Here is a 14,953-nt window from a genome sequence, read left to right on the forward strand (position 1 = left end):
ATGCCCCCGATCTTGGGCCCATCGCATCCCATCGGAGCCTTGCCATGCAGACCACCACCCACGCCCGCGTCATCCGCCAGGTGCGCGGCAGCGCCACCTCCGACGGTGCCGGGGTCAAGCTCACCCGCGTCATCGGCGGCCCGGCGCTGCCCGACCTCGATCCGTTCCTGTTGCTCGATGAGTTCGGCACGGAGCAGGCCGAGGACTACATCGCGGGCTTCCCGAGCCATCCGCACCGCGGCTTCGAGACTGTGACCTACATGCTCGACGGCCGCATGCGCCACAAGGACAACCACGGCAACGAGGGCCTGCTGGTGCCCGGCAGCGTGCAGTGGATGACCGCCGGCCGCGGCCTGGTGCATTCGGAGATGCCCGAGCAGCAGGAAGGCCGCATGCGCGGTTTCCAGCTGTGGGTGAACCTGCCGGCGAAGGACAAGATGACCGACCCTCGTTACCAGGAATTCGATGCGGCGCGGATCCCGGAGGTGCAGCCCGCCAGCGGTGTCACCGTCAAGGCCATCGCCGGCGAAGTCGAGGACGGCCACGGCGGCAGCGTGCGCGGCCCGATCGTGCAGCCGGCCACTGATCCGCTTTACCTCGACATCGCGCTCGAGGCGGGCGCGGGCTGGCAGTACCCGCTGCCGGAAGGCCTCAACGCCTTCGCCTACGTGTTCGAGGGCGATGTCGCGCTCGGCGACGGCGAGGACGCGCGGCCGTTGGCCACCCACGAGATGGGCGTGCTCGGCGGCGGCGAGCTGCTGAAGCTGCAGGCCGGCAAAGCCGGCGCGCGCCTGATCCTGGTGGCCGGCCGGCCGCTGCGTGAGCCGGTCGCGCGGCACGGGCCGTTCGTGATGAATACGCGGGAGGAGCTGATGCAGGCCTTTGTCGATTTCCAGGAAGGCCGCTTCTAACTGTTGTGTTTGCGGCTGCTCCGCCGCTCCCTCCAAGCCCTTCTCCCGCTCGCGGGAGAAGGTGGCGCGAAGCGCCGGATGAGGGGCGAGCGCAGCGAGCTGCTTTTACACTGCGCGCAAAATTCGCGGTTCTTTCAAGTTTTCCGTGCCTGCAACATCAAAAGCGTTTCGCGCCGTGACGGCGCAAGCCACCTTTCTTTAGCTTGTGCAAAGAAACCTGGCGCAAAGAAAGCACACCCCGCCTGCGCGCCCGATGCTGCGCATCGGGTTCGCGGCGCCGGCGGGAATTTTCGGAAGGGGCATCCTGCCCCGTCCTAGAACGCCGCACATCCATGTGCGGCGCCCTGCGGGTTTTACCCGCCGTCTCCGCCGCTACGGAGGGGCCCCGGAAGGGCAACGGCGTAACAGCAACGGCAACGGCGAATCCGCGATGCTTCCGGATTCGATACAAGTGGTGCGCTGAAACTCGTGTCCTGTAGAAAAACGAAAGGGGCCGCAAGGCCCCTTTCGTCAATCGCGAATAACCCATCACCAATCACGCATCCCCGACCACGTCCGGCCGGTGCTGCCCGAGCCACCGGTAGGCAATCCCGCCGATCAGGCCGCCGAGGATCGGCGCCAGCCAGAACAGCCACAGCTGGCCAATCGCGCCGGAGCCGACGAACACCGCCACGCCGGTCGAGCGCGCCGGATTTACCGACGTGTTGGTGACCGGGATGCTGATCAGGTGGATCAATGTCAGCGCAAGGCCAATCGCGATGCCGGCGAAACCGGCCGGCGCGCGGCCGTGGGTGGCGCCCATGATCACGATCAGGAAGAACGCGGTCATCACCACCTCGCACAGGAACGCCGCGGCCACCGAATAGCCCTGCGGCGACAGCGCGCCGTAGCCGTTGCTGGCGAATGCGCCGGCGGCGTTCGGGTCGATCGCGAAGCCGGCCTGGCCGCTGGCGATCTGGAACAGGATCCAGCCGGCCGCAACTGCGCCGACCACCTGCGCCACGATGTAGGGCACCACGTCCTTGACCGGGAACCGATCACCGGCCCACAGGCCAAGGGTGACCGCCGGGTTGAAGTGGCCGCCGGAGATGTGGCCGAACGCATAAACGCCGGTCAGCACGGTCAGGCCGAAGGCCAGCGCCACGCCCATGTAGCCGATGCCGAACTGGTAGCCGTCGGCCCCCACCACGTGCGCGGCCAGGACCGCGGATCCGCACCCTCCCAACACCAGCCAGAACGTGCCGAGCAGCTCGGCGACAAGTCGTCTCGTCATCTTGGTTGTCCCCATGAATGGCCCGAAGGAGGGCCGGGGAATGCTGCTGCAATCGCGCGGCGGAAATGTTCGCATGGCGTGAAATGCCCCACGCTGCATGCGCGCACGCGCGATCGTCGTGCGGGCGCCGGGCAGCCAAACGCCACCGCCCGCGCGGTGGCGTCATGCCGCCATGGCGGCCGTCAGTTGCTGCTCAGCTGCAGCCCGCGGAAGCGCAACGCCTGGGCCTGCTGCAGCGCGCTGGCCAGTTCGGCCTCGGAGTTGGCGCGAAGCGAGATATGGGCGACGCGGCCATCGTCGAGCTCGATCAGGGTTTCGCGCACCTGGGCCTGGGGCGCGGACGCGATTTCGCCGCGGTACCAGCGCATCTCGTGGCCGTCGATCATCGCCTCCTCGGCGCGGTCCGAGCGCTTGGGCTCGAACGGCGAATCCTTGGAGATGGTCACGGCGAAGACCTCGCCGCCGTCTTCCTGCAGTGCCTTGCAGAACACGAAATCATCGCCGGCCATCGCCTTCCACGACAGGCCGCTGTCGCCAGGCAGCAACGGACATTCACCGGCCGATTGCGCGTGGACGGCGCCGGCGGCCAGCAGGCAGGCGAGCGGAAGTATCCGAAGCAGGTTCATACGCACCCCCTTGCGCACGGGAACAGCTGTTGCCCGAACATAGTTGACAGCAGTCCGGGATGCAAACTGTGATGAGTCTCACATTTTATCGGGGGATCTCAACGCTCGGGCAGCGGGATGAACTCGTCGTCGCCGGGTACCTGCCCGAAGCGCCCGGCGAGCCAGTCCTGCTTCGCCTGTTCGATCCGCTCCTTCGACGACGACACGAAGTTCCACCACAGGTGGCGCCGGCCGTCGAGGGGTTCACCGCCAAACAGCATCGCCTTGAGCGGGGTCTTCGCGCGCAGCACGGCGCGTGCGCCGCGGTCGAGCAGCACCAGGTGCCGCTGCGGGATGTCGGCGCCGTCGAGCTGGGCATCGCCTTCGAGCACGTACAGCGCGCGTTCGACGGCGCGGTCGTCGATGGTGACTTCGGCGTCGGCGGCCAGGTCGACGGCGACATTGAATGTATCGGCGAACACCTTCACCGGCGACTCCTCGCCCCAGGCATGGCCGGCGACCACGCGCAGCAGCGCGCCATTGCGTTCGATGCGGGGCAGGGTGGCCGCGGCGTGGTGGTGGAACTCCGGTGCGACCTCCTCGGACGCCTTCGGCAGCGCCACCCAGGTCTGCATGCCGTGCAGCGGATGCTCGCCCTCGCGCAGTGACTGCGGCGTGCGTTCGGAATGGGCGATGCCGCGGCCGGCGGTCATCCAGTTGACGTCGCCCGGGGTGATGTCCTGGTCGGAGCCGAGCGTGTCGCGGTGGCGGATCGTCCCGGCCCACAGGAAGGTCACGGTGGCCAGGCCGATGTGCGGGTGCGGGCGCACGTCGATGCCCGCGCCCGGTTCGAACACCGCCGGGCCCATGTGGTCGACGAACACGAACGGGCCGACGCTGCGCGCCTCGATGGAGGGCACGGCGCGCCGTACCTGGAAGCCGCCGAGATCGTGCACGCGCGGGGCGATGATCGTGGTCATGGGCAAGTCCTCGCGAAAGCCAGGCGCCAGCATCGCACCAACCGCGCTGATGCCGCGAGATGCGCGACGCAACGCAGCATTCCGGGTTGCGGACCCAGCCGGTGCAGGAGCGGCTTCAGCCGCGAGCTTCTGCCGGGACCCAGCAATGACCCTGAAAGGGATCCACCTGCACGCCGCGCCGGGCGCCGCTCAGGGCAGCGTTTCGAGCTTGAGCTGCGCTTGCGGCTCGGCGCCCTGCGCCAGAGACACCAAGGTCAGGCGGCGGCCGCCCAGGTCCTTGCTGCGGTCGCCGCGACCGGTGTGCAGGCTGAACGATTCCGGCGTCGCCGCGGCGTCGGTTGCCCATTCGAAGACGACTTCGGCGTCGCCGGCCCAGACGCACTGGCGGCCTGGCTGGCAGCGCGAATCGTTGGTGACCCGCACATAGCGCAGCGTGCTGCGGTCGGCGAGCGCGACCCGTTCGCCGGTCGCGAGCGTGAATGTCTCGCCGTCGGCGATCGTGCGCTGGTCGCTGGCATCGGCAGCTGGCGTCGAGCACGCGGCGAACAGCAGGGGCAGCAGGCCGGCAACGGCGGCGGCATGGGGCAGGAGCGTGCGCATGCGAAAACGTCCTTGAGCGGGGGAATGCAGGATTCTAAGCAGGCTCGCACCTGCCGCGGGTGAACGCAGGTGGTGGCGCGGCCCGGGCGCACGCTCAGGCGCCGTCGGCGCAATCCTCGTCGCGGCGCGAGGCGAGCCGGTCGGCCAGCCGCGTCGGTTCGGGCAGACGGTAGCTGCGGGTGAACCGCATCACCAGGTCGGCGGCCGATGCCATCGATACTTGATGTCCGGGCGAGACGATCAGCGGATTGCACTTGACCTTGCTGCGCAACAACCAGCCCAGCTGCGTGCCCTTGTTGCGCAGCGGCGTGTAGGCGCCGCGCACCTGGTGCGGCTCGGAGCCACTGCCCACCAGGATCTTCTTCGCCACGCCGACGCTCGGCAGGCCGGTGGCGACGCCGAAGTGCGCGGCGATGCCGAGCCCGCGCGGATGGGCGATGCCGTGGCCATCGACGAAGGCCAGGTCCGGCGCCTGCGGCAGGGCCTCGAGCGCCAGCAGCAGCGCCGGCAGCTCGCGGAACGACAGCAGCCCGGGAATGTAGGGCATCCGGGTGGGAATGCGCGCGATTTCCGAGGCGAGCACCTGCAGGCTGTCGGCGTCGAGCAGCACCGCTGCCGCGCGCGTGGTCGCGCCGTCGTCCTCGAAGCCGACGTCGAAGCCGGCAATGGTGCGCAGCGGCTTCGCATAGCCGTCGCGCAGGCTGACTTTTTCCGCGAGCTCGACCTGCAGCGCGCGCGCCGCGGCGATGTCGCCGTCCCAGTCCGCCATGCCCGCGATGTCTGCCACCTCAGTAGCGCCGCCGCGACAGCACCGGCGGTGCATCGCCGTCGATGCGTATCTCGAACAGGTTGCCGTAATCGCTTTCGTCGATCGGCGCGACCTCGCAGCCGCACAGCGCCGACACGATGCCGGGCACGGTGTTGCTGTGGCCGACGACGAGTACGGTGCCGTTGGCGTGGCTGCGGCGCAGGCGCTCGGCGACCGCCTCGGCCGGCGCTTCCGATTCGTAGGACGTGATGCTCACGTCGTGCTCGGCCGCGGTCGGTGCCGCGGTGTCGCTGGTCCTGCGGTACTCGGTGGCGTAGGCGGCGACCACGTCGCGCGAGCGCAGCAGGGTGGCCAGCGTTTCGGCCCGGGCGAGGCCGGCGTCGCTCAGCGAAGGATCGCGTGGATCATCGGTGGCCTTCTCGGCGTGGCGGACGACGACGTAGCTCACCGACGATGGCGTGGACAGCGTGGCGCAGCCTGCCAGCGCAAGCACGCCGGCGGCGATCAGGAGGCGGAACGAAACTGGCATCGGTCGGGTCTCGGTTCGGGTCCGGAGGAAACGGAATACAGGCGCAGATCGTCGCCTGCAGTGCAGAGCATGCGCCCGAATGCGAAGCCGGGCGACCACGCAGGCGGATCGGAGGCGCATTGTCCGACATCACGGCCATCCGCGCGCCCTTGTCCGCCGGCGCGGCGTCGAGGCCGCGGATCCGTGCAGCCATTCGCTCAGGACTCGAGGCAGACCCGGTTGCGCCCTTCCTTCTTGGCGCGATACAGCGCGGCGTCGGCGGCGGTCATCAGGCGGATCCGGCTGTTGCGCACGGGCGACAGGTCGGCGATGCCGATGCTGACGGTGATCCGCTGCGGTTCGCCGCCAGGCGCGAAAACGGCCGCGGCGACAGCCGCGCGCAGGCGCTCGGCGAAGCCGTACGCGGCGTCTGCGTCGCATTCGGGCAGCAGCACCGCGAACTCCTCGCCACCGATGCGCGCGGCGATGTCGTCGTTGCGCACGTGGTGGTGGACCAGGTCGGCGATCTGGCGCAGCACCTCGTCGCCGGAAATGTGGCCGTAGCGGTCGTTGACCGGCTTGAACAGGTCGACGTCGATGATGCACATCGACAGCGGCCGTCGATGGCGCAGCGCCCGGGCGACCTCGCGCTCGATCTGCTCGATGAAATGGCGCCGGTTGCACAGGTCGGTCAGCGGGTCGCGGGTGGCGAGCTGGTAGATCTCCTCGTGGTAGTTCGCCTCCATGCTGGTGTGGCTGATGAACTTGAGGATGCTCTCGCCGACGGTGACGTGGTCGCCGTCGGACAACGTCGCCTCGGCGACCGGCGCGTCGTTGACACGGGTGGTGTTGGTGGCGCCGAGGTCGCGGATACGGTAATCCTCGCCATCGCGCCAGACCAGGCAGTGCTCGCGCGAGACGCTCTTGTGGGCGATGCACAGGTCGGCATCCTGCGAACGCCCGACCAGCACGCGGGTGGCGTCGATGTCGGCACGGCCGCCGATGCCCACGCCGTGGATCACGACCACGCATGCCGACCGCGGCGACGCATCGTGCGGGCCATCGCTGAGCAGCGTGCGCTGCGTGGTGTCGGACGGGACGTTGCGGGTGTCCATCTGGGTCGGGCGCAAGCAGGGGCTGCAGTGTAGCCACAATCCCGCGGCCGGGCATGGCGCTTCCGGTAACATGCGGGCGCTGCGCACAGGGGGAGTACGCCATGACCATGCCCGTTGGGGACGATCCCGATCGTACCGAACTGCTGGCCACGCGCGGACCGGTGGCGGAGGCCGTCGACGGCGACGCGCTCGCACCGGGCGAGCGGCTGGGGCGCTACCGCATCGAGGCCCTGCTCGGCCGCGGCGGCATGGGCGACGTGTATCGCGCCGAACAGCTCGAACCGGTGCGTCGCACGGTGGCCCTCAAGCTGCTGCGCAGGCGTCGCCTGGACGCGCGGCACCTGGCGTACTTCGAGGTCGAGCGGCAGTTGCTGGCGCAGATGCGGCATCCGGCGATCGCCCAGGTGTTCGACGCCGACACCACCGCCGACGGGCATCCGTTCTTCGCGATGGAGTTCATCGCAGGCAGCCCGCTGACGCAGTTCTGCGAGGCGCATGCGCTTTCGCTGCGGCAGCGCATCGGATTGATGATCCGCGTCTGCGAGGGCGTGCAGCACGCGCACCAGAAGGGCGTGGTGCACCGCGACCTCAAGCCCGGCAACCTGCTGGTGGACGAGGTGGACGGCCGCGCGCTGCCGAAAATCATCGACTTCGGCATCGCCACCGCCTCGTCGATGGCCGAAGGCCGCGAGGTTGCCGGCACGCCCGACTACATGAGCCCGGAGCAGGCCGGCGGCGACCAGTCGCTGGTCGACACCCGCAGCGATGTCTATTCGCTGGGCGTGGTGCTGTACGAGGTGCTGACCGGGCAGCGCCCCGAGGCCGCGGGCGAAACCCACGTGGCCAGCACCCGCACGCTGCGCCTGCCCTCGGAACAGCTGGCCACGCTGGCGCCCGGCGATGCAGACCGCATCGCGCGCGGCAACGGCCTGCGGCTGGCCGACATGCGGCGTGTGCTGCGCCATGAGCTCGACTGGGTGGTCGCGAAGGCGATGCGTCACGATCGCAATGAGCGCTACCCGTCCGCCGGCGCGCTGGCCGACGATCTGCAGCGTTTCCTCGATGGCAAGCCGCTGTCCGCGGTGCCGGCCTCGCGCGGGTACATCTGGGGCAAGTTCGTGCGCCGCCATCGCGTGGGCCTGGTCGCCGCGTCGGTCGCGCTTGCGGCGCTGCTCGGCGGCCTGGCGATGTCGCTGTACGGCTTGCAACAGGCGCGCACGCAGCGCGCGATCGCGCAGCAGCGCAGCGCGGAGCTGGAGAAGGTGGCTGCCTTCCAGCAGTCGATGCTCGAAGGCATCGACATCGAGGCGATGGGCATCGGCATGGCCCGTGGCCTGCGCGAACAGGCGGCCAAGGCCGCGCCCGCGACGCGCGATGCGGTCGAGGACACGCTCGCCCATGCCAGTACCGCCGACATCGCCCGCAACCTGATCGACCGCAACATCCTCGCCGGCGCTGAAGCCGCGATCGCCCGCGACTTCGCGCGGGAGCCCGGGCTGGCTGCCGACCTGCGCGAGTCCGTGGCCCGCGTGCGCGATGCGCTCGGGCTGCCGGAAGCCGCTGCCGCCGGGTTCGGCGAGGTCGCGGACTACCGCGAGCAGGCGCTGGGCGCGACTGCCACCCCCACCCTCGATGCGCGCAGGCAACAGGCGTCCGCAATGCTGGCGGCCGCGCAGCCCAAGCCGGCTCTGGCGCTGCTGGAGCGCACGCTGGCGGACGCGTCGCCGTTGCCGCAGGACGATCCACTGCGGATCCGCCTGGAAATGGCGCATGCGGCGGCGGTGAGTTCGCTCGGCGACCGCAAGGCCGCACGACAGGCGCTGCAGGCGCTGTACGAACGCAGCCGCAAGGCGCTCGGCGAACGCGATCCGACCACCATGGAAGCGATGAACCGCCTGGCGATCCTGCTCGGCCGCATGGGCGAAGCCAGGCTCGGACGCGACTACATGGAGCGCCTGGTACCGATGCGCCGTGAAGTGCTCGGCGCCGACCACGAGGACACGCTGGGCTCGCTGCACAACCTGGCGGTGATGCGGATCATGACGGGCGACAGCCAGGGCGCGCTGGCGTTGCAGCGCCAACTGGTGGAAACGCAGACGCGCCGGCTGGGCGCGGAACATCCGCTGACGCTGACCGAGCGCGGCAACCTCGCGAGCATGCTGATCGACAGCGGCAAGGCTGGCGAGGCGCTGCCGATCTCGCTGTCCGTGGTGGAGGCTTGCACCCGCGTCCTCGGCGCCGACAGCCCGCAGACGCTGCGCGCCAAGCTCAATCTCTCCACCCTGTACGCGCGCCTGGAGCAGTTCGACAAGACGCTTGCGATGCAGCAGGAAGTCGTCGATGCCCGCACGCGCCTGCTCGGGCCGCGCCATCCGGACACGATCTACATCCGGGTCAACCGTGCCGGCACGCTGCTGCAGGCGGGTCATGCGAAGGAGTCGCTGGCGCTGCTGGACACCTTGCTGCCGCTGGCGCGCGAGGTGCTGGGCGACCGGCATCCGCAGGCGCACGCAGCCCTGGACATCCGTGCGCAGGCGGCCGAGGCGGTGGGCGATATGTCGCTGGCGATCGCCAGCGATCGCGAAGCGCTTGCGCTGCGCACGGCTTCACTGGGCGCGGACGACCTCAAGACCATCGATACCGCCTGGAAGCTGGAAGGCCTGCTGCTTGCCGCCGGGCAGGGCGGGGAAGCGGCGCGCATCCGCGCCCGCTACGTCACGCCGCTGCTGGAGACGCCGGATGCGAAGCTGGACGAACGCCAGCGCGCCTTCGTGGCCAACATCCGCAGCACCGAAGCCGAGGAAGCCGCGCAGGAAACCGCGAAGCGCTGACCAGGGCTTTTCGCTTCACTCCGCGGGCTTGGCCGCCTCGACCGGGGCATTCGTCGCCGCGCGCCGCGCGAGCTGCACCTCGCGGTGGGCGATGTAGGCGTTGGCAATGAAGATGATCGCGGCGCCGATGATCGTCCAGCGGCTCGGATCCTCGCCGAACAACAGCCACGCGGCGAAGGCCACCAACGGCAACTGCATGAAGCTGATCGGGGTGAGCGCGGAGACGTCGCCGAGCTTGAGCGCGCGGGTCCACAACAGCTGCCCGCCGGTGCCGAACGCGCCGATCGCGACCACCCACAGCCAGGCGATGCCCTGCGGCCACTGCCACGCGAACAGTGCCGGTACCAGCGACAGCGGCACCCAGAACAGATAGGTGTAGAGCACGATGGTGTCGGCTGCGTCGACCCGCGACAGCTGCTTGATCTGGATTGCGACGATCGCGCTGAGCACCGCCGCCGAAAGCGCCACCAGCGTGCCGAGGGTGAAGGACGTGCTGCCCGGTTGCACGATCACCAGCACGCCGATGAAGCCGATGATCACCGCGCTCCAGCGGCGCAGGCGCACCTTTTCGTGCAGGAAGATCACCGCGGCGATGGTGACGAACAGCGGTGCGGAGTACGACAGCGAGATCGCCTGCGCCATCGGCAGGTTGCCGATCGCCCAGAAGCCGCACAGCATCGATCCCACGCCGATCGCACTGCGCAGCAGGTAGCGCGGCAGCTGCTGGGTGCGCAGCACCGCCGGCCCGCTGCGCCACAGGAACGGCAGCAGCGCGAGCAAGCCGAAGAAGTTGCGGAAGAAGGCGATCACGGTGGTCGACAGCATGTCCGAGGCCAGGCGGATCGTCACCGCCATGGCTCCGAAGAACATCGTGCTGCCGATCATCAGCAGGGCGGCGCGGGCATGGGGCGTGGAGGGCATGGGCAGGGAGTATCGAGGTGGGAGGGGCTTATGCAGGAGCGGCTTCAGCCGCGAGCTGTTGATCTTGTAGGAGCGGCGGCAGTCGCGATGGCGTGATCGGGAAAGCATCGCGGCTCCCGCCGCTCCTGTGGGGTTGTTGGGGTGTGCGGCAAATCACCAGTCCGCGCCAACGATCCGCGGCTCCGGCTCCAGCGCAATGCCGAAGCGCTCCTGCACGGACCCGGCGATGCGGCGCGCCAGCGCCAGCAACTGCGCACCGGTCGCCTCACCATGGTTGACCAGCACCAGCGCATGTTCGGGCGATACACCCGCGTCGCCGTCGCGATGGCCCTTCCAGCCGCAGGCATCGATCAGCCACGCGGCGGACAGCTTGCGGGTGGCGTCGCTTTCGCTGCGGAACATCGGCAGCCCCGGGTGCGCGGCGTGCAGCGCGTCGGCCCGGGCGTTCGGCACGATCGGATTCTTGAAGAAGCTGCCGGCATTGCCGAGCACGGCTGGGTCGGGCAGCTTGCGCCGGCGGATACGGATCACGGCCTCGGCGGCCTGCATGGCCGTGGGCGCGGCGATGCCCATCGCGGCCAGTTCGTCGCGCAGGCCGGCGTAGTCGAGCACCGGCGCATTGCTGCGCGAAAGCGCGAACTCGACGGCGGTGACGATCCAGCGCCCCGGGTCGCGCTTGAACGCGCTGTCGCGGTAGGCGAAGCGGCATGCGTCCGGACCGAGCCGCCGAACCTGTCCGGTGACGCGTTCGAACACCTCGACCGCATGGACGCGCTCGCGGACCTCGACGCCATACGCGCCGATGTTCTGGATCGGCGCGGCGCCGACGGTGCCGGGAATCAATGCCAGGTTTTCCAGCCCGCACAGCCCCAGCGACAGCGTGTGCATGACCAAGTCGTGCCACGGCACGCCGGCGCTGGCGTGGACTACGACGTTGTCACCGTCGTCCGAAACGATCTCGACGTTCTGCGCCGTCAGCGCCAGCACCGGCCGGGGTGCGTCGGCGGCGAACAGCAGGTTGCTGCCGCCGCCGAGCACCAGCAGCGCCGGATCGGCGGCATCGACGAGGCCGCTGGCGAACAGGCGCGGCAGCGCCGCGGCATCGTCCACCTCGACCAGCAGCGGTGCGCGGGCGACGATGCCGAAGGTGTTGCGGTTCGTCAGGTCGGCGTTGTCGACCAGCCGGTAGCCGTCGCTCATTGTGGGCTCACTGGTTGGGCAGATTGCCACGGCTGGGGGCTTCCTTGCGCCGGCGGATCGCCTCGACGCATTCGCCGATCAGCGCCGGGCCGCGATAGACCAGGCCGGTATAGCACTGCACCAGCGAGGCGCCGGCCGCCATCTTCTTGGCCGCGTCCGCGCCGGACAGGATGCCGCCGACGCCGACCAGCGGGATCGATTCGGGCAATCGCGTGCGCAGCATCCGCAGCACCGCGGTGGACTTGTTCATCAGTGGCTCGCCGGACAGGCCACCGGTCTCGCGCGCGTGCGGGTCTTCCTGCACGGCGATCCGCGAGACGGTGGTGTTGGTGGCGATCACGCCGTCCACGCGCATGTCGCCGAGCACGCGCGCGGCGGCGTCGATGTCGTCGTCGGACAGGTCCGGCGCCACCTTGACCAGCATCGGCACGTACCTGCCGTGCTTCGCCGCCAGCCGCTCCTGCTCCTCGCGCAGGGTGCCGATCAGCCGTCGCAGCGCCTGTTCCTCCTGCAGTTCGCGCAGGCCGGCGGTGTTGGGCGAGGAGATGTTGACGGTGACGTAATCGGCCGCCGGGTAGACGTGTTCGAGGCAGAACAGGTAGTCGGACGAGGCCAGCTCGTTGGGCGTGTCCTTGTTCTTGCCGATGTTGATGCCGAGCAGGCCATCGCGGCGGCGTGCGCGGCCGACGTTGCGCAGCAGCGCCTGGATGCCGTCGTTGTTGAAGCCGAGCCGGTTGATCACCGCGCGGTGGCGCGGCAGGCGGAACATGCGCGGCTTCGGGTTGCCTTCCTGCGGCTCCGGGGTGACCGTGCCGATCTCGACGAAGCCGAAGCCCAGCGCCAGCAGCGCGTCGATGTGCGTGCCGTTCTTGTCGAGCCCGGCCGCGAGCCCGACCGGATTGCGGAACGTGAGCCCGAATGCCCGCGTCGGCAGCGGTTTCGGTTGCCGAGCCAGCAGCGGCGACAGGCCGCTGCGGTAGGCGGCTTCCAGCGACGCCAGCCCGAGCCCGTGCGCGCGTTCCGCGTCGACTCCGAACAGGAAAGGGCGTGCGAGTCCGTACATCAGCCAAGCGTACCGACGAATACGCGGGTGTCATAGTCGAAATCGACCTGGCCATCGACGGCATGGCGTTCGAACAGTGCGCGCAGTGCGTCCATCATCGTCTCGTGCCCGGGTTGCCTCGCGTGCGGCGCGGACGAGGAAGACAGCAGGCATCCGCGCAGGCCATCGAAGTCGAAACGTTGCCGGTGCGGAAAACAGGCCATGGCCTGCAGCCCGTCGCCTAACCAGCGCCGCATCGCGTCGTCGTCGGGCGCGCGCCTGGCTATGCGGGCGTAGTCGATGCCCTGCGACTGCCGCAGCCACGCCGGAAGCGGCGCCGGATAGCCGGGTCGATGACGGATGTCGTCATCGACCCGGTTGCTGAAGCGTTCGGTGGGCGCGGGGGCGTCCGGCATGGTGGGGTGCGCTTGGTTTACAGATCGAACTTGATGCCCTGCGCCAGCGGAAGTGCGTCGGAGTAGTTGATGGTGTTGGTCTGGCGGCGCATGTAGGCGCGCCACGCGTCCGAACCCGATTCGCGGCCACCGCCGGTTTCCTTCTCGCCGCCGAATGCGCCGCCGATCTCGGCGCCCGAGGTGCCGATGTTGACGTTGGCGATGCCGCAGTCCGAGCCGGTCGCGGCGAGGAAGGCTTCGGCGGCCTTGAGGTTGGTGGTGAAGATCGCCGACGACAGGCCCTGCGGCACGTCGTTCTGCATCGCGATGGCGTCATCGAGCTTCGAGTACTTCATCACGTACAGGATCGGCGCGAAGGTTTCGGTCTGCACCACCTCGGCCTTGTTCTCCAGCCCGGTGATGATCGTCGGCAGCACGAAGTTGCCCTTGCGCTCGGTCAGCGCCTTGCCGCCGCTGGCGACGGTGCCGCCGGACGCCTTCGCCTTCTCGATCGCGCCCAGGTAGGCCTGCACGGCGTCCTGGCTGTTGAGCGGGCCCATCAGGTTGGCCGGGTCGGTCGGGTCGCCGATCTTCTTCTCGACCTGGCCGTAGGCGGTGACCAGCTTGGCCAGCACGTCGTCATGGATCGACTCGTGCACGAACACGCGGCGGGTGCTGGTGCAGCGCTGGCCGGCGGTGCCGACCGCGCCGAACACGATCGCCGGGATCGCCAGCTTCAGGTCGGCGGTTTCGTCGACGATGATCGCGTTGTTGCCGCCGAGCTCCAGCAGCGAGCGGCCCATGCGCTGGGCGACGCGCTCGCCGACGTGGCGGCCGACCTTGGTCGAACCGGTGAAGCTGACCAGCCCGATGCGGCGGTCGTCGACGAAGTTCGAGGCCAGCTCGGTGCCGGCGTCGTTGAACAGGAAGAACAGGTCCGGGAAGCCGGCCTTCTTCAGCGCCTCGTTGCAGATCTTCATCGAGGCGATGGCAGAAAGCGGGGTCTTGGGCGAGGGCTTCCAGATCGAGATGTCGCCGCAGACCGCGGCGATGAACGAGTTCCACGCCCACACCGCGACCGGGAAGTTGAACGCCGAGATGATCCCGACCAGGCCAATCGGGTGCCACTGCTCGTACATGCGGTGCCCGGGGCGCTCGCTGTGCATGGTCAGGCCGTAGAGCTGGCGCGACAGGCCGACGGCGAATTCGCCGATGTCGATCATCTCCTGCACCTCGCCGTCGCCTTCCGGCTTCGACTTGCCCATTTCCAGCGCGACCAGCGAACCCAGCGCGTCCTTGTGGGTGCGCAGCGCATCGGCACACAGGCGGATCGCCTCGCCGCGACGCGGCGCCGGCGTCGTGCGCCAGACCTTGAAGGCGGCCTGCGCGCGCTCGACGATGGTGTCGTAGTCAGCCTGCGACGACGCCTGCACCTTGGCCAGCACCGAGCCGTCGGTCGGGTTGACCGGCTCCAGCACGCCGGCATCGGCGGTCTTCGACCATTCGCCGTGGCCGAGGTAGGTGCCCGATTCGTTGTCGGACAGGCCGAGGGCGGTGAGGACGGGGTGGGTCATGGGGAACTCCTGGCTAGCGAAGAATGAGGGCGATCGCGCATTGCCGCATGCGGCTGTGGGAGCGGCCATGGCCGCGATCGGATTCCCTGGAGAAAGCCCATCGCGGCCATGGCCGCTCCCACCGGCGAGTGGTGCCCCCGGCGCGATTCGAACGCACGACCTTCCCCTTAGGAGGGGGACGCTCTATCCAGCTGAGCTACGGGGGCATTAGCCGCGCATTTTCGCACGA

Annotated in this window: 14 protein-coding genes and 1 tRNA gene; 2 read left to right on the forward strand and 13 right to left on the reverse strand. The window is 69.3% G+C overall.

Going from position 1 to position 14,953, the window contains the following annotated elements; all coding sequences use genetic code 11:
• Nucleotides 1-44 precede the first annotated feature (44 nt).
• Nucleotides 45-911, forward strand: coding sequence for a pirin family protein (locus tag ACTJIL_RS02725; RefSeq protein ID WP_440754063.1), 867 nt, complete (start codon nt 45-47; stop codon nt 909-911).
• A gap of 535 nt (nt 912-1,446) precedes the next feature.
• On the opposite strand, the gene aqpZ is transcribed toward ACTJIL_RS02725, so the two are convergent.
• The 7 genes from aqpZ to ACTJIL_RS02760 form a co-directional block, all read right to left on the reverse strand.
• Nucleotides 1,447-2,184 carry an aquaporin Z gene (gene aqpZ, locus ACTJIL_RS02730; protein WP_440754064.1) on the reverse strand — a complete coding sequence of 246 codons (738 nt, stop codon included), beginning with the start codon at nt 2,182-2,184 and terminating at the stop codon, nt 1,447-1,449.
• 182 nt (nt 2,185-2,366) lie between these two features.
• On the reverse strand, nt 2,367-2,810 hold the full coding sequence (locus ACTJIL_RS02735) for a hypothetical protein (RefSeq protein ID WP_440754065.1): 444 nt from the start codon (nt 2,808-2,810) through the stop codon (nt 2,367-2,369).
• Between the two features lie 98 nt (nt 2,811-2,908).
• A complete protein-coding gene (locus ACTJIL_RS02740; protein ID WP_440754066.1) occupies nt 2,909-3,769 on the reverse strand; it encodes a pirin family protein in 861 nt (286 codons plus the stop codon).
• Between the two features lie 189 nt (nt 3,770-3,958).
• Nucleotides 3,959-4,369, reverse strand: a complete 411-nt coding sequence (locus tag ACTJIL_RS02745) for a hypothetical protein (protein ID WP_440754067.1) — start codon at nt 4,367-4,369, stop codon at nt 3,959-3,961.
• A gap of 94 nt (nt 4,370-4,463) precedes the next feature.
• Entirely contained in the window at nt 4,464-5,192 is a 729-nt protein-coding gene (nfi, locus tag ACTJIL_RS02750) for a deoxyribonuclease V (RefSeq protein ID WP_440754068.1), read from the reverse strand.
• Nucleotides 5,158-5,667 (reverse strand): SixA phosphatase family protein, encoded by a 510-nt coding sequence (locus tag ACTJIL_RS02755; RefSeq protein WP_440754069.1) that lies wholly within the window; start codon nt 5,665-5,667, stop codon nt 5,158-5,160. Before ACTJIL_RS02755 ends, nfi begins: the two co-directional genes overlap by 35 nt.
• Before the next feature lie 197 nt (nt 5,668-5,864).
• Nucleotides 5,865-6,761, reverse strand: a complete 897-nt coding sequence (locus tag ACTJIL_RS02760) for a GGDEF domain-containing protein (protein ID WP_440754070.1) — start codon at nt 6,759-6,761, stop codon at nt 5,865-5,867.
• 101 nt (nt 6,762-6,862) lie between these two features.
• On the opposite strand from ACTJIL_RS02760, the gene ACTJIL_RS02765 reads away from it, so the two are divergent.
• On the forward strand, nt 6,863-9,592 hold the full coding sequence (locus tag ACTJIL_RS02765) for a protein kinase domain-containing protein (RefSeq protein WP_440754071.1): 2,730 nt from the start codon (nt 6,863-6,865) through the stop codon (nt 9,590-9,592).
• Between the two features lie 15 nt (nt 9,593-9,607).
• Here the strand turns inward: ACTJIL_RS02765 and ACTJIL_RS02770 are convergent, their stop codons facing one another.
• The 6 genes from ACTJIL_RS02770 to ACTJIL_RS02795 form a co-directional block, all read right to left on the reverse strand.
• On the reverse strand, nt 9,608-10,513 hold the full coding sequence (locus ACTJIL_RS02770; RefSeq protein WP_440754072.1) for a DMT family transporter: 906 nt from the start codon (nt 10,511-10,513) through the stop codon (nt 9,608-9,610).
• Between the two features lie 153 nt (nt 10,514-10,666).
• Nucleotides 10,667-11,713: a UDP-N-acetylmuramate dehydrogenase gene (murB, locus tag ACTJIL_RS02775; RefSeq protein ID WP_440754073.1), complete on the reverse strand. Its 1,047-nt coding sequence runs from the start codon at nt 11,711-11,713 to the stop codon at nt 10,667-10,669.
• A 7-nt stretch (nt 11,714-11,720) separates the two neighbouring features.
• On the reverse strand, nt 11,721-12,776 hold the full coding sequence (locus tag ACTJIL_RS02780) for a quinone-dependent dihydroorotate dehydrogenase (RefSeq protein WP_440754074.1): 1,056 nt from the start codon (nt 12,774-12,776) through the stop codon (nt 11,721-11,723).
• A complete protein-coding gene (locus ACTJIL_RS02785) occupies nt 12,776-13,171 on the reverse strand; it encodes a hypothetical protein (RefSeq protein ID WP_440754075.1) in 396 nt (131 codons plus the stop codon). The genes ACTJIL_RS02780 and ACTJIL_RS02785 overlap by 1 nt, the downstream gene beginning before the upstream one ends.
• Before the next feature lie 17 nt (nt 13,172-13,188).
• A complete protein-coding gene (amaB, locus tag ACTJIL_RS02790; RefSeq protein ID WP_440754076.1) occupies nt 13,189-14,724 on the reverse strand; it encodes an L-piperidine-6-carboxylate dehydrogenase in 1,536 nt (511 codons plus the stop codon).
• A 129-nt stretch (nt 14,725-14,853) separates the two neighbouring features.
• Nucleotides 14,854-14,930: transfer RNA gene (locus tag ACTJIL_RS02795), tRNA-Arg, on the reverse strand.
• Between the last annotated feature and the right edge of the window lie 23 nt (nt 14,931-14,953).

Origin of the sequence: Luteimonas sp. 22616 (assembly GCF_052044325.1) — a bacterium.
Classification (GTDB): Bacteria; Pseudomonadota; Gammaproteobacteria; order Xanthomonadales; family Xanthomonadaceae; genus Luteimonas.

Coding starts and splice junctions, on each gene's coding strand:
- ACTJIL_RS02725 (WP_440754063.1), top strand. CDS start 45: ATGCAGACCACCACCCACGCCCGCGTCATCCGCCAGGTGCGCGGCAGC.
- aqpZ (WP_440754064.1), bottom strand. CDS start 2,184: ATGACGAGACGACTTGTCGCCGAGCTGCTCGGCACGTTCTGGCTGGTG.
- ACTJIL_RS02735 (WP_440754065.1), bottom strand. CDS start 2,810: ATGAACCTGCTTCGGATACTTCCGCTCGCCTGCCTGCTGGCCGCCGGC.
- ACTJIL_RS02740 (WP_440754066.1), bottom strand. CDS start 3,769: ATGACCACGATCATCGCCCCGCGCGTGCACGATCTCGGCGGCTTCCAG.
- ACTJIL_RS02745 (WP_440754067.1), bottom strand. CDS start 4,369: ATGCGCACGCTCCTGCCCCATGCCGCCGCCGTTGCCGGCCTGCTGCCC.
- nfi (WP_440754068.1), bottom strand. CDS start 5,192: ATGCACCGCCGGTGCTGTCGCGGCGGCGCTACTGAGGTGGCAGACATC.
- ACTJIL_RS02755 (WP_440754069.1), bottom strand. CDS start 5,667: ATGCCAGTTTCGTTCCGCCTCCTGATCGCCGCCGGCGTGCTTGCGCTG.
- ACTJIL_RS02760 (WP_440754070.1), bottom strand. CDS start 6,761: ATGGACACCCGCAACGTCCCGTCCGACACCACGCAGCGCACGCTGCTC.
- ACTJIL_RS02765 (WP_440754071.1), top strand. CDS start 6,863: ATGACCATGCCCGTTGGGGACGATCCCGATCGTACCGAACTGCTGGCC.
- ACTJIL_RS02770 (WP_440754072.1), bottom strand. CDS start 10,513: ATGCCCTCCACGCCCCATGCCCGCGCCGCCCTGCTGATGATCGGCAGC.
- murB (WP_440754073.1), bottom strand. CDS start 11,713: ATGAGCGACGGCTACCGGCTGGTCGACAACGCCGACCTGACGAACCGC.
- ACTJIL_RS02780 (WP_440754074.1), bottom strand. CDS start 12,776: ATGTACGGACTCGCACGCCCTTTCCTGTTCGGAGTCGACGCGGAACGC.
- ACTJIL_RS02785 (WP_440754075.1), bottom strand. CDS start 13,171: ATGCCGGACGCCCCCGCGCCCACCGAACGCTTCAGCAACCGGGTCGAT.
- amaB (WP_440754076.1), bottom strand. CDS start 14,724: ATGACCCACCCCGTCCTCACCGCCCTCGGCCTGTCCGACAACGAATCG.